General features: G+C 59.6%; 16 protein-coding genes. 7 read left to right on the top strand and 9 right to left on the bottom strand.

What is annotated here, in order from left to right:
* Nucleotides 1-7 precede the first annotated feature (7 nt).
* A complete protein-coding gene (locus tag AC07YV_RS08365; protein WP_102699248.1) occupies nucleotides 8-1,114 on the bottom strand; it encodes a polyamine ABC transporter substrate-binding protein in 1,107 nt (368 codons plus the stop codon).
* 214 nt (nucleotides 1,115-1,328) lie between these two features.
* Between AC07YV_RS08365 and AC07YV_RS08370 the strand changes: the two genes are divergently transcribed.
* The 4 genes from AC07YV_RS08370 (at nucleotide 1,329) to AC07YV_RS08385 (ending at nucleotide 6,307) form a co-directional block, all read left to right on the top strand.
* Nucleotides 1,329-2,111: an enoyl-CoA hydratase gene (locus AC07YV_RS08370; protein ID WP_102699249.1), complete on the top strand. Its 783-nt coding sequence runs from the start codon at nucleotides 1,329-1,331 to the stop codon at nucleotides 2,109-2,111.
* Nucleotides 2,108-3,289, top strand: a complete 1,182-nt coding sequence (locus tag AC07YV_RS08375) for an acetyl-CoA C-acyltransferase family protein (protein WP_102699250.1) — start codon at nucleotides 2,108-2,110, stop codon at nucleotides 3,287-3,289. Before AC07YV_RS08370 ends, AC07YV_RS08375 begins: the two co-directional genes overlap by 4 nt.
* A gap of 307 nt (nucleotides 3,290-3,596) precedes the next feature.
* Nucleotides 3,597-4,718, top strand: coding sequence for an HlyD family secretion protein (locus tag AC07YV_RS08380; RefSeq protein ID WP_102699251.1), 1,122 nt, complete (start codon nucleotides 3,597-3,599; stop codon nucleotides 4,716-4,718).
* On the top strand, nucleotides 4,715-6,307 hold the full coding sequence (locus AC07YV_RS08385; protein WP_102699252.1) for a DHA2 family efflux MFS transporter permease subunit: 1,593 nt from the start codon (nucleotides 4,715-4,717) through the stop codon (nucleotides 6,305-6,307). The genes AC07YV_RS08380 and AC07YV_RS08385 overlap by 4 nt, the downstream gene beginning before the upstream one ends.
* A gap of 10 nt (nucleotides 6,308-6,317) precedes the next feature.
* On the opposite strand, the gene AC07YV_RS08390 is transcribed toward AC07YV_RS08385, so the two are convergent.
* From AC07YV_RS08390 to AC07YV_RS08410, 5 genes are all read right to left on the bottom strand, one after another.
* Complete coding sequence (locus tag AC07YV_RS08390) at nucleotides 6,318-8,891, bottom strand: putative mucin/carbohydrate-binding domain-containing protein (protein WP_494990278.1); 2,574 nt, start codon at nucleotides 8,889-8,891, stop codon at nucleotides 6,318-6,320.
* Between the two features lie 265 nt (nucleotides 8,892-9,156).
* Entirely contained in the window at nucleotides 9,157-9,597 is a 441-nt protein-coding gene (locus AC07YV_RS08395) for a carboxymuconolactone decarboxylase family protein (protein WP_095968033.1), read from the bottom strand.
* 235 nt (nucleotides 9,598-9,832) lie between these two features.
* A complete protein-coding gene (locus AC07YV_RS08400; protein ID WP_102699254.1) occupies nucleotides 9,833-11,275 on the bottom strand; it encodes a mechanosensitive ion channel domain-containing protein in 1,443 nt (480 codons plus the stop codon).
* A gap of 274 nt (nucleotides 11,276-11,549) precedes the next feature.
* Nucleotides 11,550-12,233 carry an isochorismatase family protein gene (locus tag AC07YV_RS08405; protein WP_102699255.1) on the bottom strand — a complete coding sequence of 228 codons (684 nt, stop codon included), beginning with the start codon at nucleotides 12,231-12,233 and terminating at the stop codon, nucleotides 11,550-11,552.
* A 93-nt stretch (nucleotides 12,234-12,326) separates the two neighbouring features.
* Complete coding sequence (locus tag AC07YV_RS08410; protein WP_102699256.1) at nucleotides 12,327-13,193, bottom strand: pirin family protein; 867 nt, start codon at nucleotides 13,191-13,193, stop codon at nucleotides 12,327-12,329.
* Nucleotides 13,194-13,298: 105 nt separating this feature from the next.
* Between AC07YV_RS08410 and AC07YV_RS08415 the strand changes: the two genes are divergently transcribed.
* The 3 genes from AC07YV_RS08415 to dkgB all read left to right on the top strand — a co-directional run bounded on the left by AC07YV_RS08415 (nucleotide 13,299) and on the right by dkgB (nucleotide 15,902).
* Nucleotides 13,299-14,207, top strand: coding sequence for a LysR family transcriptional regulator (locus tag AC07YV_RS08415; RefSeq protein WP_095968029.1), 909 nt, complete (start codon nucleotides 13,299-13,301; stop codon nucleotides 14,205-14,207).
* A 119-nt stretch (nucleotides 14,208-14,326) separates the two neighbouring features.
* A complete protein-coding gene (locus tag AC07YV_RS08420; RefSeq protein ID WP_102699257.1) occupies nucleotides 14,327-14,866 on the top strand; it encodes a PaaI family thioesterase in 540 nt (179 codons plus the stop codon).
* Between the two features lie 232 nt (nucleotides 14,867-15,098).
* Nucleotides 15,099-15,902, top strand: a complete 804-nt coding sequence (dkgB, locus tag AC07YV_RS08425; protein ID WP_102699258.1) for a 2,5-didehydrogluconate reductase DkgB — start codon at nucleotides 15,099-15,101, stop codon at nucleotides 15,900-15,902.
* A gap of 3 nt (nucleotides 15,903-15,905) precedes the next feature.
* Here dkgB and AC07YV_RS08430 read toward each other — a convergent pair whose 3' ends face one another.
* The 3 genes from AC07YV_RS08430 to AC07YV_RS08440 form a co-directional block, all read right to left on the bottom strand.
* Nucleotides 15,906-19,145, bottom strand: coding sequence for a transporter substrate-binding domain-containing protein (locus AC07YV_RS08430; RefSeq protein ID WP_102699259.1), 3,240 nt, complete (start codon nucleotides 19,143-19,145; stop codon nucleotides 15,906-15,908).
* Complete coding sequence (locus AC07YV_RS08435) at nucleotides 19,146-19,772, bottom strand: response regulator transcription factor (RefSeq protein WP_102699260.1); 627 nt, start codon at nucleotides 19,770-19,772, stop codon at nucleotides 19,146-19,148.
* Nucleotides 19,773-19,880: 108 nt separating this feature from the next.
* Nucleotides 19,881-20,282: an ANTAR domain-containing protein gene (locus AC07YV_RS08440; protein ID WP_102699318.1), complete on the bottom strand. Its 402-nt coding sequence runs from the start codon at nucleotides 20,280-20,282 to the stop codon at nucleotides 19,881-19,883.
* Between the last annotated feature and the right edge of the window lie 43 nt (nucleotides 20,283-20,325).

Raw genomic sequence — 20,325 nt, forward strand, 5'->3', positions numbered from 1 at the left:
GAACAAATCAGATGCCGCTTTTCACGGTGCTCCAGACCCGGGTAATCGCCCGCATGTCCTTGGCGTCCTGGGTCTTCTGCGGGAACAGGCGCTTGCGGGTCTGTGCATCGGGGTAGATCGCCGGGTTGTCGCGCACTGCGGCGTTCAACAGGGGCGTGGCCGCCGCGTTACTGTTGGCGTAATTGATGTAGTCACTCACATCCGCCATCACCTGCGGCTGCATCAGGTATTCCAGGAATTTGTGCGCATTGGCGACGTGCGTCGCATCGGCCGGGATGTACAGGTTGTCGAACCAGATCAGCGAGCCTTCCTTGGGAATGAAGTACGCCAGGTTGATCTGCTTCTTGGCCTCTGCGGCGCGGGCCATGGCCGTGGCGTAGTCGCCGGACCAGGTCATGGCCATGCACACATCGCCGTTGGGCAGGCTGGTCAGGTAATTGACCGAGTCGAATTTGCGCACGTAAGGCCGCACGGACAGCAGCAGGTCCTGGGCGGCTTTCAGGTCCTCCGGGGCCGCGCTTGTGGGGTCGCGTCCCAGGTACGTCAAGGCCATGGGGATGACTTCGGTCGGCGCATCGAGCAGGGTCACGCCACAGTCGGCGAAGCGCGAGACGATCTTCGGATCGAAGATCATCGCCAGCGAACCGATCGGCGCGTCCGGCATGCGCTCCTTGATCTTGTCGACGTTGTAGGTCACGCCGTTGCTGCCCCAGGTGTAGGGCGCCGAGTACTGGGTGCCGGGGTCATAGCCTTGCAGATCCTCGAGGATTTGCGGGTCGAGGTTGCTCCAGCCCGGCAGCTGTTTTTTGTCCAGCGGCTGGAACACCTTGGCCTTGATCAGAGGGGGCGCGAGTGAGGCGTTCAACACGATCAGGTCATAACCGGAATGGCCGGTGAGCAACTTGGCCTGTACCGTTTCATAGGAGTCGAAGGTGTCGTAGACCACCTTGATACCGGTGGCCTTTTCGAAATCGGCGATGGTTTTTTCACCGATGTAATCCGCCCAGTTGTACAGCCGCAGCGTATTGCTCTCGTCCCCTTGTGCGGCGTAGGCATGAAAGGTCAGCGGTACAACAAACAGACTGGAAATCACCTTAAGCAGTGTCTTGCCCATAGCAAATGCACCTTATAGCGAGTTCGGCTCTGGATGAGCGGATGCCTCCACTATTGGTCGATTGGCCGGGCGGAACCATACCCCGAATGGGTGTGTGTCGTTTTTGGCACACCGGCATGGCAAAAAGCGGCAGCGCAGTTGACCCGTTTTGCCATAGATCGGGATTTGTCCGGCGCTTAAAGTGGCAGCCTGAACCGACCCTGCGGAGCCTGCGATGACAGATTTGATCAAACACGAGCAACGCGACGGCGTGTTGACGCTGACCATCGACCGCCCGGACAAGCTCAACGCGCTGAACAACGCCATGTATACGCAACTGGCCGAGCTGTTGCTGGCCGCCGACGAAGACCCGCAGACCGGCGTGATCATCCTCACCGGTGGCCCGACCTGCTTCACCAGTGGCAATGACCTGGTGGATTTCCTCCAGCATCCGCCCACTCATCTGGACGCCCCGGCGTTTCGCCTGATGAAAGTCGTCACGCACCTGCAAAAGCCGCTGATCGCGGCAGTCTGCGGGGCGGCCATCGGCATTGGTACTACGTTGCTGCTGCATTGCGATCAGGTGCTGGTCACCCGCAACGCCAAGCTGCGCATGCCGTTCGTCAACATCGGCCTGTGCCCGGAATTCGGTGCCAGCCTGTTGCTCCCACGCCTACTCGGTCACGCCCGCGCCGCGAGCCTGCTCCTGCTGGGCAACGGCCTGGACGGCAACGAAGCGGTGAACTGGGGCATCGCCAACGAAGCCTTCGATGACGGCGAGCAATGCCTGGCAGCGGCCAGAAAAATCGCCCAGCGCTTTTTGGCCCTGCCCCAGGAGGCCTTGCGCCAGTCCCGGCAGTTGATGAAACAGGCGACGTTGCCGGAACTGGAAGCCACCCTGCGCGAAGAAAACACGCTGTTCATCCAGCGCCTGAATACCGACGAGGCGAAAAACGCCTTGAACGCCCTGCTCAATCGCAGTACAGACAAGAATCCACCGAAAGGAAACCAGCCATGAACACTCCAGAAATCTACGTCGTCAGCGCCGCCCGTACCGCCATCGGTACCTTCGGCGGTTCGCTCAAGGACGTGCCCCTGGCCGACCTCGCGACCACGGCCGTGAAAGCCGCCCTGGAACGCGCCGCCGTGGATCCGGCGCTCGTTGGCCATCTGGTGATGGGCAACGTGATCCCGACCGATACCCGCGACGCCTACATCTCCCGCGTCGCGGCGATCAACGCCGGCATCCCGAAGGAAACCCCGGCCTACAACGTCAACCGCCTGTGCGGTTCGGGCCTGCAAGCGATCATCAACGCCGCCCAGACCCTGATGCTCGGCGATGCCGACATCGTCGTCGGTGCCGGTGCCGAATCCATGAGCCGCGGTCCGTACCTGATGCCGTCCGCCCGTTGGGGTTCGCGCATGGGCAACGCCCAGGTCATCGACTACATGCTCGGCATCCTGCATGACCCCTTCCATGGCATCCACATGGGCATCACCGCCGAAAACGTCGCCGCGCGCAACGGCATCACCCGCGAAATGCAGGACGCCCTGGCCCTGGAAGACCAGAATCGCGCGGCCCACGCGATTGCCAACGGCTACTTCAGCGAGCAGATCGCGACCGTGGAAATCCAGGATCGCAAAGGCGTCAAACTGTTCAGCGTCGACGAACACCCGCGCGCCACGTCCCTGGAACAACTGGCAGCCATGAAGCCGGCGTTCAAGAAGGACGGTTCGGTCACCGCCGGCAACGCCTCGGGCCTCAACGATGGCGCCGCCGCGCTGGTCATGGCCAGCGGCAACGCGGTCCAGGCCAACAACCTGAAGCCACTGGCCCGCCTGGTCAGCTACGCCCACGCCGGCGTCGAACCGGAATTCATGGGCCTGGGCCCGATCCCGGCCACCCGCCTGGCGCTCAAGCGCGCCGGCCTGACCGTCGCCGACCTGGACGTGATCGAAGCCAACATCGCCTTCGCCGCCCAGGCCTGCGCCGTCAGCCAGGAACTGGACCTCGACCCGGCGAAGGTCAACCCGAACGGTTCGGGCATCGCCCTGGGCCACCCGGTGGGCGCGACCGGCGCGATCATCGCCACCAAGGCCATCCACGAACTGCACCGCACCGGCGGCCGTTACGCGCTGGTGACCATGTGCATCGGCGGCGGCCAGGGCATTGCGGCGATTTTTGAACGCGTCTAAGCAATAGCCGCAAAAAAGGCCGGTGATCGCGCAGATCACCGGCCTTTTTCATTCCGGTAAACCAGTAGCGATCCCCTGTGGGAGCGAGCTTGCTCGCGATGGCGGCGTGTCAGGCACCATCATTGTTGACTGGACTACCGCTATCGCGAGCAAGCTCGCTCCCACAGTGGTTCTCTATCGCACGCAGATTCTCATTCTCTCGGAACAACCCACCTGACGACCGGCAGCAAAAACCATTTGCCACAAAATATTACATGCATCATATTACATGCATCATAATTAAACACCGCCTGACAGGTATCCCTCCATGACCAGTATGTCCACCGTTGAACCCGACCTGGACGCCCCGGTGCAACCGGCAAAACGTCCCCTGCTCAAGCGCCTGCTTCTGCCAACAATGGGGATGGCAGCATTGGTGTTGGCCGGGGTGTATGGCACGCATTGGTGGACGGCCGGGCGTTTCATCGAAGAAACCGACGATGCCTACATCGGCGGTGACGTAACGGTGATCGGGCCAAAGGTGGCGGGTTATATCGACGAAGTGCTGGTGACCGATAACCAGAAGGTCAAGGCCGGCGATGTGCTGATCCGTCTCGATTCGCGCGACTACCGCGCCAACCTGGCCAAGGCCGAAGGCGCAGTGGCTGCCCAGGAAGCCTTGCTGGCCAACCTCGACGCCACCGAACAACTGCAACAGGCTGTCATCGGCCAGGCCCGCGCCGGCATCGACGCCGCCGGTGCCGAAGCCACCCGTTCGCGGGATGACGATGCCCGCTACAAAAAACTGGTGTCCACCAACGCCGTCTCGGTGGAAAGCGCCCAGCGCGCCAACGCCACGTTCAAGACGGCCCAGGCCCAAAGCAACCGCGCCCAGGCGGAATTGCTGGCCGCGCAGCGCCAGTTGAATGTCATCGACACCCAGAAACAACAGGCCCGGGCCGCCTTGATCCAGGCCAGGGCCGAGCGCGATCTGGCGCAATTGAATGTCGGCTACACCGAACTGAAGGCACCGGTCGACGGCGTGATCGGCAACCGTCGGGCACGGGTCGGCGCCTATGCCCAGGCCGGCTCGCAATTGCTCTCGGTGGTACCGGCCAGCGGCCTGTGGGTCGATGCCAACTTCAAGGAAGACCAACTGGCGCACATGGTGCCGGGGCAACGGGTGGTGATCCGTGCCGACGTGCTGTCGGGGCAGGAATTCCACGGTCACCTGGACAGCCTCGCCCCCGCCAGCGGTTCGCAATTCAGCGTATTGCCACCGGAAAACGCCACCGGCAACTTCACCAAGATCGTGCAGCGGGTACCGGTGCGGATTCACCTCGACCCGGCCGACAGTGTGCTCGGCCACCTGCGTCCGGGGTTGTCGGTGACCGCTGAAGTGGACACGCGCAAGGCGCCTGAAGCGCCAGCCGTGGCCAGCGCGCCATGAGCCGCGCCCTCGCCGCCCCGGCACAACCGTTCAATGCCGCGGACATGGCGACGGCAACCAAGGTCTTCGCCTTTGCCAGCATGTGCATCGGCATGTTCATTGCGCTGCTGGATATCCAGATTGTCTCGGCCTCGTTGCGTGACATCGGCGGCGGACTCTCCGCGGGCACCGACGAAACCGCGTGGGTGCAAACCAGTTACCTGATCGCCGAGATCATCGTGATTCCGCTGTCGGGCTGGTTGTCCCGGGTGTTTTCCACACGCTGGCTGTTCTGCGCATCGGCGGTGGGCTTTACCCTGACCAGCCTGCTGTGCGGCGTGGCCTGGAACATCCAGAGCATGATCGCCTTCCGCGCCCTGCAAGGCTTTCTCGGCGGTTCGATGATCCCGATGGTGTTCACCACGGCCTTCGTGTTCTTCACCGGCAAGCAACGGGTGATCGCCGCCGCGACCATAGGCGCAGTGGCGTCACTGGCGCCGACACTGGGGCCGGTGATCGGTGGCTGGATCACCGACATCTCGTCCTGGCACTGGCTGTTCTACATCAACCTGGTCCCCGGCATCTTTGTCGCCGTGGCCGTGCCGATGCTGGTGAAAATCGACCAGCCTGAACTATCGCTGCTCAAAGGCGCGGATTACTTGAGCATGGTGTTTCTGGCGCTGTTCCTCGGCTGCCTGGAATACACCCTCGAAGAAGGCCCGCGCTGGAACTGGTTCAGCGATCGTACGATCCTGACCACCGCGTGGATCAGCGGCCTGGCCGGGCTGGCGTTCATCGGCCGGACCCTGCACGTGGCCAATCCGATTGTCGATCTGCGCGCCCTGAAGGATCGCAATTTTGCCCTTGGCTGCTTCTTCTCGTTCGTCACCGGCATCGGCCTGTTCGCCACCATTTACCTGACGCCGCTGTTCCTCGGCCGAGTGCGTGGCTACGGTGCGCTGGACATTGGTCTGGCGGTTTTCTCCACCGGGGTGTTCCAGATCATGGCGATTCCGCTATACGCCTTTCTGGCCAACCGCGTCGACCTGCGCTGGATCATGATGACCGGCCTCGGGCTGTTCGCGTTATCGATGTGGGATTTCAGCCCGATCACCCATGACTGGGGAGCCAGGGAATTGATGTTGCCCCAAGCCTTGCGCGGGATTGCCCAGCAACTGGCGGTGCCGCCCGCGGTAACGCTGACCCTCGGCGGCCTGGCACCGGCACGGCTCAAACATGCCTCGGGGCTGTTCAACCTGATGCGTAACCTGGGCGGGGCCATCGGCATCGCGGCGTGTGCGACCATTCTCAACGACCGCACCAACCTGCATTTCACCCGGCTGGCGGAGAACCTCAACAGCACCAACGAGGCCCTCAACCAATGGCTGTCCCAGGTCGGCAACAACTTCGCCGCCCTCGGCCAGAGCGGTGGCGCCGGCGTCACCGCCAGCCTGCATCAACTCTGGTTGCTGACCTACCGCGAAGCCCAGACACAAACCTATGGCGACGCGTTTCTGATGATCGGGGTGTGCTTCGTCATCGCCACGGCGATGGTGCCCTTGATGCGCAAGGTGCAACCACCGGCCGCGCCGTCAGCAGACGCTCATTGAGGGAGCCGTCCTAACTGCTCAACATCAACTTCAGATAAGCCAGATGTTTAACATGTTGCACCCGCTCAACCGAAGTACGTTCGGGAAGAGAGTCCTTAACAATCCAGCATCGTGTAGGCTCTCGATGCATAACGCTTACCGTACTGCCAGGCGCAAACGGAAGGGTCACAGTGCTTGCTTCTTCGGATTCATCTCCACGCAGCTCTCGAAAATAGACAATTTCGCCAGAAGCAGACTTCACTACGACAGACATGTACACCGAGGAGAAATATTCATGAGCTGCGCCACCCGAAAGGACGATATCGAGTCTTTGCAGGGCAAGCTTCATCTTTAAATACCCAATATCTCTGCCACCATTGCCTTGAAGACCCCATGTCATGACACTACCAAACAATGAACGATTAAACGCAGGCGGAAAAAATTCGACAGCACGATAACGCTCAAATAATTCGCTTCGAATGGGTTCTGCAAAAGAATTAATCGCCTGTCTCAGATCATTTTTCACTGGATAATCCGCATGAAGAACAAGATGTGGGGACTGTTCAAAAACCCCGACACACTTTTCGATTGCAGACTTCAAGTTTGCCCCTGAATCAGTTCCGAGTTCCACATTGACAAGCCCCTGCACTGTAACCTTCAACCTATTAGTCTGTGAAACCTCATCAATCAACTGAGATGCAGCACTATTGGAGGCAGTTAATCTTGATGGCTCCTTATGAAAGATCTCTACAGTAAAATCTTTTTCGATAGCGAACTCCTTGTGAAAGAGAGCTGTCTTATCGCCCATCATCATTCTTGAAAAAACAACTCTACCCCGATCATCTCTCAGCGTTACGGCTGCATACACCTCACCGACAAAATAGCTATGTGGGCTTTCGCTGACAACGTCAACTACCACGGTGCCCCTCGACACATCCACGGCAACAGTACAAAAAACACCAACCAGCCCGTTTAAATATACGACTTGATTTGCCAGAGTACTTGCATACTTCCTCACATAAATACAGTCAACATCGGACCTTCCGCTCTTAACCACTGCATAATGAGTCACAGACTGATAATCACCACCTGCCATATCAGGCAAGTGCAACACATAAAGCCCCACCGGCAAGCCACTCACCACCACCCGTGGGCTCGTGATTTTTAAGATTCTGGCCGGTCCTTTCCCATCCCTTAATAAAAAAACCATCCCGACTATTTCGTGATAAACAGGCTCCTCAAAATTAAACGATACGTCCCCCGTTAAACCAGTAACGGCTAACTCGGCACAACTGACCAAACTCAAAGGGCTTCTCAACCCCAACAGATTCTGGACCTGCCTTAGTTCATCTTGTGAAACCAGTAAATACAAAGGGAAAACCGGAGCGGCATTACTGTAGGCATTCTCAACTTCCTGTCGCGAGGCCAGCGGCGCCTCGGCATATGCCATATAAGTTGAAACATCAATATTTGCGACATCAACAGCTACACTGCTTAGCAACTCCATTGCCGGATGATCTTCAACTTTAAAACCTTGCCCGTTGCTGAGTCGGCGATAGCGTTGAAAAAACTCAACGATACCCCTCTCACCCATACGCTGGAACATCAGCATATAAAAGAAAAGCCTCAAACTATCGGCTTCGATAGCGCTTTCACTATCAAATGCTGCCATAGCATCTTTATAAAGCTTTTCCTCCCCACGACCGTATAACCATCCCTTCTCGTAGACCGCCTCCCCAAGCATTTTGTTCTGATAGCTGGCAGCCAGTACGTTATTCCAAACCTCTGCCATGTTAATACTGCTATTGGCCATAAACTTGCCTTGATAGCCATGACCTATTTCATGAAGGCTACCCCAGTTGGTCGCTTTAATGTCCAACCAGAATGCCGCAACCGAGTCCGAAGTTTCTGCTGTCCAGCCGCCGCTATAGTAGCCAGCACCGGCGCCAGATTTATCAGCCTTCATAAAGTAACGATTCGGTATGTTTTTATCTGTCGGCGCCAAAGGCTCAAATGAAAGCCCCGCCAGATAATTGAAGTACTCAAAAACACCATTATAGTAAGCGGTCAGGGCCTGCAAACCGGATGTTTGATGCAACGCCCTCAATACCTCCTTATCTTTAGCCGGTATCAGAATTTGCGCATAATCAGAAACAAACAATGCATACTCAGCGCTCTGCAAATCCCACAACTGGAAAAACAACGCCGCACTCCCTCCAGCCTGATAAACTGGCAGGATTTTCTGAGAACCTGATACCTCCACGTCAATAGCAATCAACTGACCAGCGACATCTGTATAAGGAGTAGATAAAAAAGGCACTGACGCATGTTTACAACAGAACTCGCGCCACTCAACTGTGACTTCGAGGTGTTCCTCTGTTTTTTGGTCGTCATTTAACAAACCAAGAATAACGCCCATATTGGACATTGGACTAGTCTGTCTAAATCGTATTGTACTGCCCACCGACAAAACCGTCCCCTTGAGGCCTCCCGTCTCCGTTCGATCGTGACGCAAACCTTTATCCAAGCCTGCTGCAATCAACCAGTCAGGTCGCTCAAGACTGCTAACTACATAGGTGATTGAATCAATCCCTTCGTCGGCCATTACAACTTCCCCTGCGGAAAAGTGTGGATGAATGAAGAGATATTAAGGTGAGAAACTCAACTTTCGAAACTGTCAAAAATGACAGCGAATTAGCACATATACGCATAAGCCATCCAAAAGCAGTTCAATCGGAAGATAAGGAGGCTCGGAAAGGAGAGATGCGACCCTGTACTCGCCACGGCGATGGTGCCCTTGATGCGCAAGGTGCAACCACCGGCCGCGCCGAGTGCCGATGCCCATTGAGGCATCGGCGGTTTGTTGAACATCAGGCCTGAGGCGTTTTACGGAAGCCGACTGCCAGGCGGTTCCAGCTGTTGATGGTGCTGATGGCGACGGTCAGGTCGACCATTTCCTTGGGCGTGAACTGTGCGCTGACCACTTCGTAGTCTTCGTCCGGGGCGTGGGTCAGGCTGAGCTGGGTCAGGGATTCGGTCCACAGCAGCGCAGCGCGTTCACGCTCGGTGAAAAACGGCGCCTCTCGCCAGGCCGTCACGGCGAACAGACGACGCGGGGTTTCGCCACCCTTGATCGCATCGGCGGTGTGCATGTCGATGCAGAAGGCACAGCCGTTGATCTGCGAAGCGCGCAGCTTGACCAGTTCAATCAGGTTTTTTTCCAGCGGCAGCTTCGACACTGCGGTTTCCAGGGCGATCATCGCCTTGAGGGCGTCGGGGCTGGCAGTGTAGAAATCGATACGGGGTTGCATGACGTGCTCCAGGGCAAGTGGGTGTGTCGCTACGTTAGTCCCTCGGCTGGTCTGCACAAATAGCCAATATTCCAGAAGTCGAGGAGGCCATTGGCGCGGGTGTGATGGGTTTCACTCTTCACTTTTGGTGAATTCACTGCCGTCATCGCGAGCAAGCTCGCTCCCACAGGGAAATGCACTCAAATGTGGGAGCGAGCTTGCTCGCGATCCGCGCAGCGGCCATTCACCACCGAGCTCAAACCCGATTGCGCAACCACCGCAAAAAGCCCTTTTTCTCCACCGCCACCGGCAGCTCCTGAGTCAGGATCTTCGCTTTTTGCAGCCGGTAATCGAGCAGGGCTTTCATTGCATCGTTGATGTCGTGACGGGCATCCAGACACGGCTTGAGGTAGGACTTTTCGATGCGGTACAGGCCACAGAATGTCTTGGCGGTAAACTGCGCAGGCAACGCGCTGTCGGTGAGAATACCCGCCTCGCCGATCACCTCCCCCGGCCCCATGCGTCCGGATTCGTAGGGCGCTCCGTGGCGCATCACGGTCACCGAGATCACGCCGGACTCGATAATGAACAAGTGATCGCTGACCTCCTCCGCTTCCAGGATCACCTCCCCGGCGCGAAAGGTTTGCAGGGTCATGTTCTGGCTGAACGTGTCTTTCTCTTCCTGACGCAGGGTGGAGAAAATCGGCGAGCTGTCCAGCAACGCCCGTTTGCGTGTCGAGTTGATCGGTGGGCTGGGCTCCACGCTCGACAACAAATTGACCCCGGACGCCTGCAAGTGCCGGTAGGCCAGGTCGTACAGCTGATTGCGCACCGAGCGTTTCTCGTCCATCGACGCGACAAACCCGCTGATTTCGTAGACCGCGCCGGTGTTGCTGGACGTTTTCAGGCCAACGCTGGGTGACGGTTTATCCAGCAGCGCACGGCAACCTTGCATGGCCCGCTCCAACGCGTCGATGACCGTGTTCGGCCTCGCGTGGGGGCTCACCTCCAGGGATACGGAGATACCGAACATGTCGTTCGGCCTGCTGAAATTGATGATCTTGGCCTTGGCCGCCAGGGAATTGGGAATCACCGCCATGCAGCCCTGGGAGGTCTGCAGGCGCGTGGCACGCCAGTCGATGTCGGTCACCTTGCCCTCCATGCCGTCGATGGAGATGTAGTCATCCAGTTGATAGGGCTTGGTGGTGTTGAGGACGATGCCGGAGAACACGTCGCTGAGGGTACTTTGCAACGCCAGGCCGACGATGATCGCCAACGCGCCGGAGGTGGCCAGCACGCCCTTGACCGGTAAATCGAGTACATAGGCCAGGGCCGCAATCACCGCGATCAGGAAAATCACCGCGCCGAGCAAATCCTGGAGCAAGCGCCCGGTATGTCCCACCCGTTGCATCATCACCGCGCCGATCAGCACGGTCAGGGTCCGCGCGCCGAACAACCACCAGCCGATCTGCAAGCCGGTGGCGGCCAGGTGCAGTGGCACGTTATCGGCCCAGGGCGGCGGCTCCATCGGGTTCAGGCCTTCGTTGAACAACAGGAGGCTGAACAACGAGAAAATCACCACCCGCACCAGCAGCCGCCAGGCACTGCCCGCGGCGCTGAGCAAATACCACAACCCGAGATCGATCAGGATCAGCGCCATGGCGCAGATCAATGGGTGTTCAGTGAGCAATGACAGCATCAAGCAACTCCATCCAGGGCCAATGACGCGAAGATAGCGTGGATTGGCACTAGTGTAGGAGCAATTGATTTGGCGGGATTCTGCAATCGCCACAAAAACAAATGTGGGAGCGAGCCTGCTCGCGAAGGCGGACTGACAGTCACTGCAACAGTGTCTGGACTACCGTCATCGCGAGCAGGCTCGCTCCCACAGGGGGGATGCGTGCTGCCGAAGTTATTTGCTGTTGGCCAGCGTGCTGTAGCCGGTCATCAGGTTGCGGTAGTCCGCAAGCCAGTTAGCGCTGGGAATCCAGCGTCTCGTGTTCGTTCGCCACTTGCTGGGCCTTGAGGTAGCTCTCGATCAGCAATTGATAATGCGGCATGGCCTGGGCGTAGACAGCGGCCCACTGTTCGGCATCGGGGCGGTTCCACGAGCCTTGCAGTTCGGAGAGCGTCGCCATGATGTCGATCGGCACCACCCCGGCCTGGGCCAGGCGGGCAACGGTCAGGTCGGTGGCCAGTTTCGAGTGGTTGCCGGAGGCGTCGACCACCGCAAACACCTTGTAGCCTTCATGCACGGCGGCAATGGACGGGAACGCCAGGCACACGCTGGTCAAAGTGCCGGCGATCACCAGGGTTTTCTTGCCGGTGGCTTTGACCGCCGCGTGAAACTCCGGGTTGTCCCAGGCGTTGATTTCGCCTTTGCGCGCCACGTACTGCGCATGGGGTGCGGCCTCGTGGATTTCCGGGATCAACGGCCCGTTCGGCCCTTGGGGAACGGAAGCCGTGGTGATCACCGGCATCTTCAGCAAGGTTGCGGCCTTGGCCAGGGCTATGGCGTTGGCGCGCAGTTGGGGCACGTCCATGTCCTTGACGATCTGGAACAGTCCGCTCTGGTGATCGATCAATAGCATCGCGCTGTCATTGGGATCGATGGTCGGTTTCTGGCCGTTGAAGTTGGCCGCGTAGACAGTACTCATGTGCGTTTCCTCTTTCTTTTGGGCAACAGCCATCCCTGGCCTGAAAACCGGCCTACTCATCCTGTGTAGCGTCGGGTGTTGAAGCGCTGCGAATTAAGCGTGCATCCGGCCGAAGCGTCCGGACTGGAAGTCGGCGAAGGCCTGGTGGATTTCTTGCTCGGTGTTCATCACGAACGGCCCGTGACCGACGATCGGCTCGTCGATCGGCTCGCCGCTTAGCAACAACACCAGCGCGTCTTCGCTGGCTTCGAGGGTCATTTGATCGCCCTTGCGATCGAACAGGGCCAGTTGCCCCTGGCGCACCGGTTCCAGGCCATTGACCTGAACCGTGCCACGCAAGACCACCAGTGCGGTGTTGCGCCCTTCATGCAGGTCCAGGGTGAGCGACTTGCCGGCATTCAAACGAATGTCCCACAGGTCGACCGGGGTAAAGGTGCGCGCCGGGCCCTTGTGGCCGTCGAACTCACCGGCGATCAGGCGCAGGCTGCCGGCGTTGTCCTGCAAGGCGATGCTCGGGATGTCAGCATCGAGAATCGTCTGGTAGCCGGGGTTGGCCATTTTGTCCCTAGCCGGCAGGTTGACCCACAGTTGCACCATCTCCAGGGTGCCGCCGCTTTTGGCGAAACCGTCGGAGTGAAACTCTTCATGCAGGATCCCCGAGGCCGCGGTCATCCATTGCACATCGCCGGGGCCGATCTTGCCGCCGCTGCCGGTGGAATCCCGGTGCTCCAGTTCGCCCTTGTAAACGATAGTCACGGTTTCGAAGCCACGATGAGGATGCTGACCGACGCCACGGCGTTCGGTGGTCGGGGTGAATTCAGCGGGGCCGGCGTGATCGAGCAACAGGAACGGGCTGATGTGTTTGCCCAGGTTGTCGTAGGAAAACAGCGTGCGAACCGGAAAACCGTCGCCAACCCAATGGGTCCGTGGACTGGTGTAGATACCGATGATGTTTTTCATGGTGTCTCCTGGTGAGAGGGGGTGAAGCCATGGACAAAGCTTAAAACCGTGACCTTTGCTGCGCTAGACTGCAAAAATCAGCTTTAGCGTTCTATTTGGAGAACGATGGTGGAAGACCTCAACACTCTCTACTACTTCACCCAGGTGGTGGAGCATCACGGTTTCGCCGCGGCCGGCCGAGCACTGGACATGCCCAAGTCGAAGCTCAGCCGACGCATTGCCGAGCTTGAAGAACGCCTCGGCGTGCGCCTGCTGCACCGCACCAGCCGGCATTGCTCATTGACGGAAATCGGCCAGGCGTATTACCAACGCTGCCTGGCCATGCGGGTGGAGGCGGAAAGCGCCGCCGAACTGATCGAGCGCAACCGCTCCGAGCCTCAGGGCATGGTGCGTATCAGTTGCCCGACGGCGCTGCTCAACACCTGGGTCGGGCCGATGCTGACCCGCTACATGCTCAAGTACCCGTTGGTGGAAGTGTTCATCGAGAGCACCAACCGCCGGGTCGACCTGATTCACGAAGGCTTCGACATTGCCCTGCGGGTACGCTTTCCACCCCTGGAAAACACCGACATGGTGATGAAGGTGCTGGGCAACAGCACCCAGAGCGTGGTCGGCAGCCCGGCCTTTCTATCGCGCCTGTCGACACCGGCCTCCCCGGCCGACCTCAGCGGCCTGCCGAGCCTGCACTGGGGCGCGGCGCAGCGCGAATATCAGTGGGAACTGTTCGGCGCCGATGGCAGCACGGCGATGATCCGGCATGCCCCGCGCATGGTGACCGATGACCTGTTGGCCTTGCGCCATGCGGCGGTCGCCGGGATCGGCATCGTGCACCTGCCCAGCGTGGTGGTGCGCGATGAAATCGCTGCCGGGCAACTGGTGGAACTGGTGCCCGGCTGGGCACCAAAGAGCGGTGTGATCCATGCGATCTTCCCCTCGCGTCGGGGGTTGCTGCCGTCGGTGCGCACGTTGATCGATTTTCTCGGGGAGGAATTCAGCCGCAGTGATATTGCGTAGGGGCAGCGGCAAGCTTTGGGCGGCAAGCGGTCAGCTGATTGGGGTAGCGGAGATTTTATTTCGGGCATAATATCGAATTTGATTACACCCATAATATTGAGCCCACCGAGGACTCCGTCATGCAAAGCCCCAACCGCGACGCCACCCTCGCCCAATGGATCGCCCAGGAACAGGCCATGCGCGCCCGCCTTGCCGGGCCCGGCAGTCTGTCCATGGCCGAGGTCAGCGCGTTGTCCCCCGCCGAGTTTTTCGAAGGCATCGGCAACGGCGAATTGCCCTCCCCGCCGATTGGCACGCTGATGGATTTCATCCCCATCGAATGGTCGGCCGGGCTGTTCATCTTCCAGGGCACGCCGGATGCCCGGCACTACAACCCGCTGGGCACGGTCCACGGCGGTTATGCCGCGACCTTGCTGGATTCATGCATGGGTTGCGCAGTCCATACGCAACTGAAAAAAGGCCAGGGTTACACCACGCTGGATCTGCGCATCAGCTACGTCCGCGCGCTGAACAACGCCAGTGGACCGGTGCGTGCCGAGGGCAAGATTGTGCACTTGGGGCGCTCGACGGCGCTGGCCGAGGGGCGGATTTATGATGTGGATGGGCGGTTGTATGCGACGGGGACCACCACTTGCATGATTCTTGAGCCTCGGGGGTAAGGCTTCAGACCGAGTCGCCACCTTCGCGAGCAAGCCCGCTCCCACATTTGGAATGCATTCCCCTGTGGGAGCTGGCTTGCCAGCGAAGGGGGCGGATCAGACACCACCCCCCACCAGACTGCCGGAGATTCTTGATTTACGGTAAACATTGCTTTGCCCATCCAGCGGTTTTTCTCACGGATGCAGGCGCGGATACTGCCGCCCATTCCCACTGCAACCTCTGGAGTCATCAATGTCCATTCCCGCCTTCGGCCTGGGTACGTTTCGCTTGCAAGGCCAGGTGGTCATCGATTCGGTGAGCACCGCCCTGGCGCTCGGTTACCGGGTGATCGATACCGCACAAATCTACGAGAACGAAGCCAAGGTCGGCGAGGCTGTCGCCGCCAGCGGCATCGCCCGGGAAGACCTGTTCATCACCAGCAAGATCTGGGTCGCCAACCTGGCCGGTGATCGACTGATCGAGAGCCTGAAGGAAAGCCTGGACAAACTGCAGACCGATTACCTGGACCTGACCCTGATCCACTGGCCGTCGCCGGACGATCAAGTGCCTGTCGCAGCGTTCATGGGCGCCCTGCTCGAAGCCAAACGCATGGGCCTGACCCGGCAGATCGGCGTGTCCAACTTCACCCTCGACCTGATGAAACAGGCGATTGCAGCCATCGGCGCCGAGCACATCGCCACGAACCAGATCGAACTGCACCCCTACCTGCAAAACCGCAAGGTCGTCGCGTTCGCGCAGAGCCAGGGCATCGGCATCACGTCCTACATGACCCTGGCGTACGGTGAAGTCCTCAAGGACCCGCTCATCCAGCAGATCGCCGAACGCCTGCAAGCGACACCGGCTCAGGTCACCCTGGCGTGGGCCATGCAATCAGGTTACTCGGTGATTCCGTCGTCCACTCGCCGGGCCAACCTCGAAAGCAACCTGAAGGCTCGCGAACTGACCTTGAGCGAGGCCGACAGGGCCTTGATCACAACACTGGATCGCGGCCACCGGTTGACCAGCCCCAAAGGCATCGCACCGAACTGGGATTGAGCCTCAGTCCTGCTCGAGACGCTGGTCCAGGCGGGCCATGGCTTGCTGCAACTGGTCGACGGCGTCGTCGATCAGTGCCGCGCTGCCGTCATTGCAGGCCTGCTCCAGTCGTTCGCAACACTCGACCAGGACAAGCGCCCGCACCATCAGCGCCCCGCCCTTGATCCGGTGTGCCAGCGTCTGCAAACCAGGGCGATTGCCGCTGGTGTGCAAGGCCAGCAAATGCACACGGTCCTCGCGGTTGGTCAGCGCCAGATCGTGCAGCAATTGATCGATCAGCTCACGATCCGAATCCGCATAGCGCTCCAGCCCGCTCAAGTCGAACCCGGCCAAACCTGGATCGTCATTTGCCGCCGGGGGAGCGCTGGAAAACCGCTGGGCCAGCCACGCCTGCAAATCCACCAGGCGAATGGGTTTGAACAGGCAATCGTCCATGCCCGCCGCCTGACACCGGGCTTTCTCCTCGGCCTGCGCATTGGCGGTAAAGCCCAGGATCAGCGTCGGCGACAGCCCCTGCAGCCGCTCTTGCTCACGTATCGCGCCGGCCAATTCATAACCGCTGAGCACCGGCATGTTGCAGTCGGTAATGACCAGTTCGAAACTCTGTTCGAAACTCTGTCCGCGCCACTGTTCAAGCCCCTGCGCCCCGTCCTCCGCCAGCACCACACGGTGGCCCAGATAACTCAGCTGCCGCGAGAGCAGCAGGCGATTGGCCGGGTAATCGTCAACCACCAGGATCGACAACGCCCGGGTCGTGAGCTGCGCCGAGTCCTGGGGCAGCCCCTCCGCGGGCAACGCTTGCAGGGCGGGCAGCACCAGGCTGATGTCCACCCGCGTGCCGCGCCCAGGCTCACTGTCGAGACGCAACTGCCCGCCCATCATTTCGCACAGGGTACGACTGATCACCAGGCCCAGGCCGGACCCTTGCCGGGCAGTCTGCTGATTGTTATCGGCCTGCACGAAGGGGCTGAACAGGCGTTGCTGGTCGATAGCGCTGATGCCGATACCGCTGTCCTCGATCCGTACGCTGACGGCGAGATGCGCCGGAGCTTGCGGCCGCGCTCGCAGTGTCAGGCTCACCTGGCCCTCACGGGTGAACTTGATGGCGTTGCTCAGCAGATTGGACAGCACTTGTTTGAAGCGCACGGGATCGAGCATCACATCGCGGTCACTGTGTTCGGCGAGTTCGACCCGCCATTGCAGATTCTTCTGAATCGCCAGCCCTTCGAAAACCCGGCAGACCGACGTCACCAGCGCATGCAGGTTGACCCGCTCCGGCGCCAGCGACAAATGCCCCGATTCGATCCGGGCGACGTCCAGAATGTCGCCGATCAAATCCAGCAATTGCTGCCCGGCGTTGGACGCCACCTCGATGGCGGCACGGTCGGTCACCCCTTCATCGGCCCGCTTCAGCGCCAGTTCGAGCATGCCGATCAAGGCGTTCATCGGCGTGCGGATCTCATGGCTCATGGTGGCCAGGAACGTGGTCTTGGCCCGGTTGGCGTCGTCCGCCGCGTCCTTGGCTTCCTGCAATTGCCCGAGCAATTGCTGACGCTGGCGAATCTGCCGGCGCTGCCAGACGATTCCGGCCAACGCGAGCAACAGCAAGACACCCGCCAGCGCAAAGGCCTGCACGATCGCCTGTCGGTGTCGCAACCAGTAACTCTGCTCGACTATCGAGTCATAGCGCCAGGGTTGAGTCAGTTCGTCTATTTCTTCGGGAGGAATGCTTAACAGCGCCTTGTCCAGGATCGAATGCAGCTCAGTGGCCTCGCGACTGGTCGCCAGGGTGCTTCGGACAGGGTTGGCGCCCACGGTGCTGGTTACTTGCAGGCGATCGCGATACTGCCGGGAAATCAGGTAACGGGCGCTGATCAAGGAGTTGATGCCGCCGTGGACCTTGCCCTGGGCGACCATTTTCATGGCGTCCGTCGACAGTGGCGCATCCACCAGCTGGATTTGCGGGTAGTGCTGGCGAAGGTACTCGCCGGCAATATTGCCCTGGGTCAGTGCCAGGGCTTTTCCCGCCATGTCTTCCAGCGTCCTGGGGCTGTCCTCGGCCGCTCGGGTCACCAGCACCGAAGGGCTGCTCAGAAACGCCCGGGTGAACAGCAGTTCATCCTCACGCTGGGAACTGAGGCCGATACCGGCCAGCACATCGATCTGCCCGCTGGTGATGCCCGACACCATATCAGTCACTGATTTCATGCTCTGGATGTCAAATTGCAGCCCGGTGCGCGAAGTGATTTTCGCCAGCACATCGACGCTGATACCGCGAAATTTGCCTTCGCTGTCGATAAATGAAATCGGCGGGATATTGTCGTTGATCGCCACCTTCACCCGCGGGTGGCGTTCGAGCCAGTGCTGTTCCGCCACACTCAATTGCAATGACTGGGTGCCGTGGATAGATACGCCATTGGCCCCCCAGCGACGCAGAATGTTCATCTGTTCATTGGTGGTGATGGCCGCCAACGCCTTGTTGACGATGTGCAGCAGCGAAACGTTGTCGCGGGTCATCGCGAAGGCAAAGCGCCCGGACTCCATGGGCGAGAAGTCGGTCAGTTGCACGTTGTTCAGGTTGTTCCTGCTGATCAGGTAGTGGGCATTGATCGCATCGCCCAGATAGACATCGGCCTGGCCGAAAGCCACGGCCCCCATCGCCGCCAGTGTCGAGGGAAACAGCTCGACCTTCGCCTTGGAATAGAACTGTTGCACGCTGTATTCGGGCAGGTAGTGATACAGCATCACCAACCGCTGGCCGGCCAGTGTCGGGTCAAGCACCGGAGGGGAATCGGTGCGGGTGACCAGCACCGGTTGATCGACCGCGTAGGCGCTGGACATCTGTAGCTGTGGGTCCTCGGCTTCAAATCGATTGGCCGTTCCCAGCAGGTCTGCCCGCCCGTCCTTGATGGCCTGCACCGCGTCGGCTCGCGACGGATAACAGTGCACCTCTATGTCGATGCTCAACAATTGTTCGAGCAACCCGGCGTAATCGGCTGTCACGCCTTCGAACACCTTGCCCGCCGCATTGAACTCGAAGGGGGGATAGTCTGGCCCCGAGACAGCCAGCACCAATCGGCCCTTTTGCTGCAGCCAGCGTAACTCGGTATCCGACAACCCGGCGCTCAGGCCTTCGGCACTCGAGCGTCCCAACAAGGTCAACGGCTGTTGCGCACCGACAGTCGATGTCCAAAGAAGAAGGCCCGTCAGCACCCAACCGGCCAGCCGTCGGAGAACGTTCATTCAGATCAGATGATTGCGCAGGGCGAAATCCCTCAAGTGCACCGACGAGCTCATGTTGAGCTTGAGGGTGAGCCGGGTCTTGTAGGTACTGACGGTCTTGTAGCTCAGGTGCATGATCTCGGCGATTTCCAGGTTTTTCGAACCCCGGGCCAGGTACTGCAGAATGGTCAGTTCACGATTGGAGAGTTTGTCGATCAACTGCTTTTCACTGCGTTGCAACTGCCCCATCGCCACGGAGCTCGAGGGGATCTGGGCGAAATAGGTGTAGCCGGCCATCACCGAATTCACCGCCGCCTTCAAATCATCCAGGTCCTTGCTCTTGGAAACATAGGCCACAGCCCCGGCACGCATGCAGCGGTCCTGATAAAACTGCGCCTCCAGCGAGGTGAACACCACCACGCGACATCGGGTGTTTTCGACTTTGATACGATCCATCACCTCAAGCCCCGCCACACCGGGAAGGCCCAGATCAAGCAACACGACATCCGGTTGATGCCCCCGGATCAACGACAGGACCTCGTCGCCACGAGAGGCCTCGTAAATCTGCTTGAATCCTTCGCCCTTGAGTACGAGTTTGATCATGGAGCGAACCACCGGATGATCTTCCACAATCAGTGCTGACTTCATGAGAACTCCCGTGCAAAACAACACGATCGGGCAAAAAATGCCCTCCAGGCACCGCAGCGGTTGGGCACAACGCTGCGCATAGACTCTTGCATGGAAGGTTTGAAAGAACTACCTGACAGAAATGACAGTTCCGACGAACGGCAGACGACGATCGACGACGCTCATCAACTGCGTGATTGACGCAAGGTCAGGCAGAGCAGCCTGGCTGACCTGGACCTTGCCCGCGACGGGCGACACCGGCGCCTGCTGCTCATTGAAAATAAACCCGTGATGAACCTGCGGGTTGTCGGCCAGGAAACTGAACAGGTCCAGCCCTTCGCTGGCCATCGCCCCATTGACGAGCACCAGGTCCAGCGGCTCGCCAGCGTACTCCACCAGTGGAAGGAGCTCGTCGAGGCTGTGCACCGGCGCCACCCGAAAGTAGCCGAGCTGGTTGAACAGCCGCTCGATCCGCAGGCAGTTGAAGTGCTGCGCATCGGCGATCAGGATGCGCAAGGATTTATCCGGCAAGGTGACCTCCAAAAGGATGTCGGTTTCAAGAGGTCGCAAAGCC

It is taken from the genome of Pseudomonas sp. GW456-E7 (assembly GCF_059424105.1).

What these genes read in the sequence shown, in the direction of transcription:
- AC07YV_RS08365 (WP_102699248.1), bottom strand. Translation starts at nt 1,114, where the DNA reads ATGGGCAAGACACTGCTTAAGGTGATTTCCAGTCTGTTTGTTGTACCG.
- AC07YV_RS08370 (WP_102699249.1), top strand. Translation starts at nt 1,329, where the DNA reads ATGACAGATTTGATCAAACACGAGCAACGCGACGGCGTGTTGACGCTG.
- AC07YV_RS08375 (WP_102699250.1), top strand. Translation starts at nt 2,108, where the DNA reads ATGAACACTCCAGAAATCTACGTCGTCAGCGCCGCCCGTACCGCCATC.
- AC07YV_RS08380 (WP_102699251.1), top strand. Translation starts at nt 3,597, where the DNA reads ATGACCAGTATGTCCACCGTTGAACCCGACCTGGACGCCCCGGTGCAA.
- AC07YV_RS08385 (WP_102699252.1), top strand. Translation starts at nt 4,715, where the DNA reads ATGAGCCGCGCCCTCGCCGCCCCGGCACAACCGTTCAATGCCGCGGAC.
- AC07YV_RS08390 (WP_494990278.1), bottom strand. Translation starts at nt 8,891, where the DNA reads ATGGCCGACGAAGGGATTGATTCAATCACCTATGTAGTTAGCAGTCTT.
- AC07YV_RS08395 (WP_095968033.1), bottom strand. Translation starts at nt 9,597, where the DNA reads ATGCAACCCCGTATCGATTTCTACACTGCCAGCCCCGACGCCCTCAAG.
- AC07YV_RS08400 (WP_102699254.1), bottom strand. Translation starts at nt 11,275, where the DNA reads ATGCTGTCATTGCTCACTGAACACCCATTGATCTGCGCCATGGCGCTG.
- AC07YV_RS08405 (WP_102699255.1), bottom strand. Translation starts at nt 12,233, where the DNA reads ATGAGTACTGTCTACGCGGCCAACTTCAACGGCCAGAAACCGACCATC.
- AC07YV_RS08410 (WP_102699256.1), bottom strand. Translation starts at nt 13,193, where the DNA reads ATGAAAAACATCATCGGTATCTACACCAGTCCACGGACCCATTGGGTT.
- AC07YV_RS08415 (WP_095968029.1), top strand. Translation starts at nt 13,299, where the DNA reads ATGGTGGAAGACCTCAACACTCTCTACTACTTCACCCAGGTGGTGGAG.
- AC07YV_RS08420 (WP_102699257.1), top strand. Translation starts at nt 14,327, where the DNA reads ATGCAAAGCCCCAACCGCGACGCCACCCTCGCCCAATGGATCGCCCAG.
- dkgB (WP_102699258.1), top strand. Translation starts at nt 15,099, where the DNA reads ATGTCCATTCCCGCCTTCGGCCTGGGTACGTTTCGCTTGCAAGGCCAG.
- AC07YV_RS08430 (WP_102699259.1), bottom strand. Translation starts at nt 19,145, where the DNA reads ATGAACGTTCTCCGACGGCTGGCCGGTTGGGTGCTGACGGGCCTTCTT.
- AC07YV_RS08435 (WP_102699260.1), bottom strand. Translation starts at nt 19,772, where the DNA reads ATGAAGTCAGCACTGATTGTGGAAGATCATCCGGTGGTTCGCTCCATG.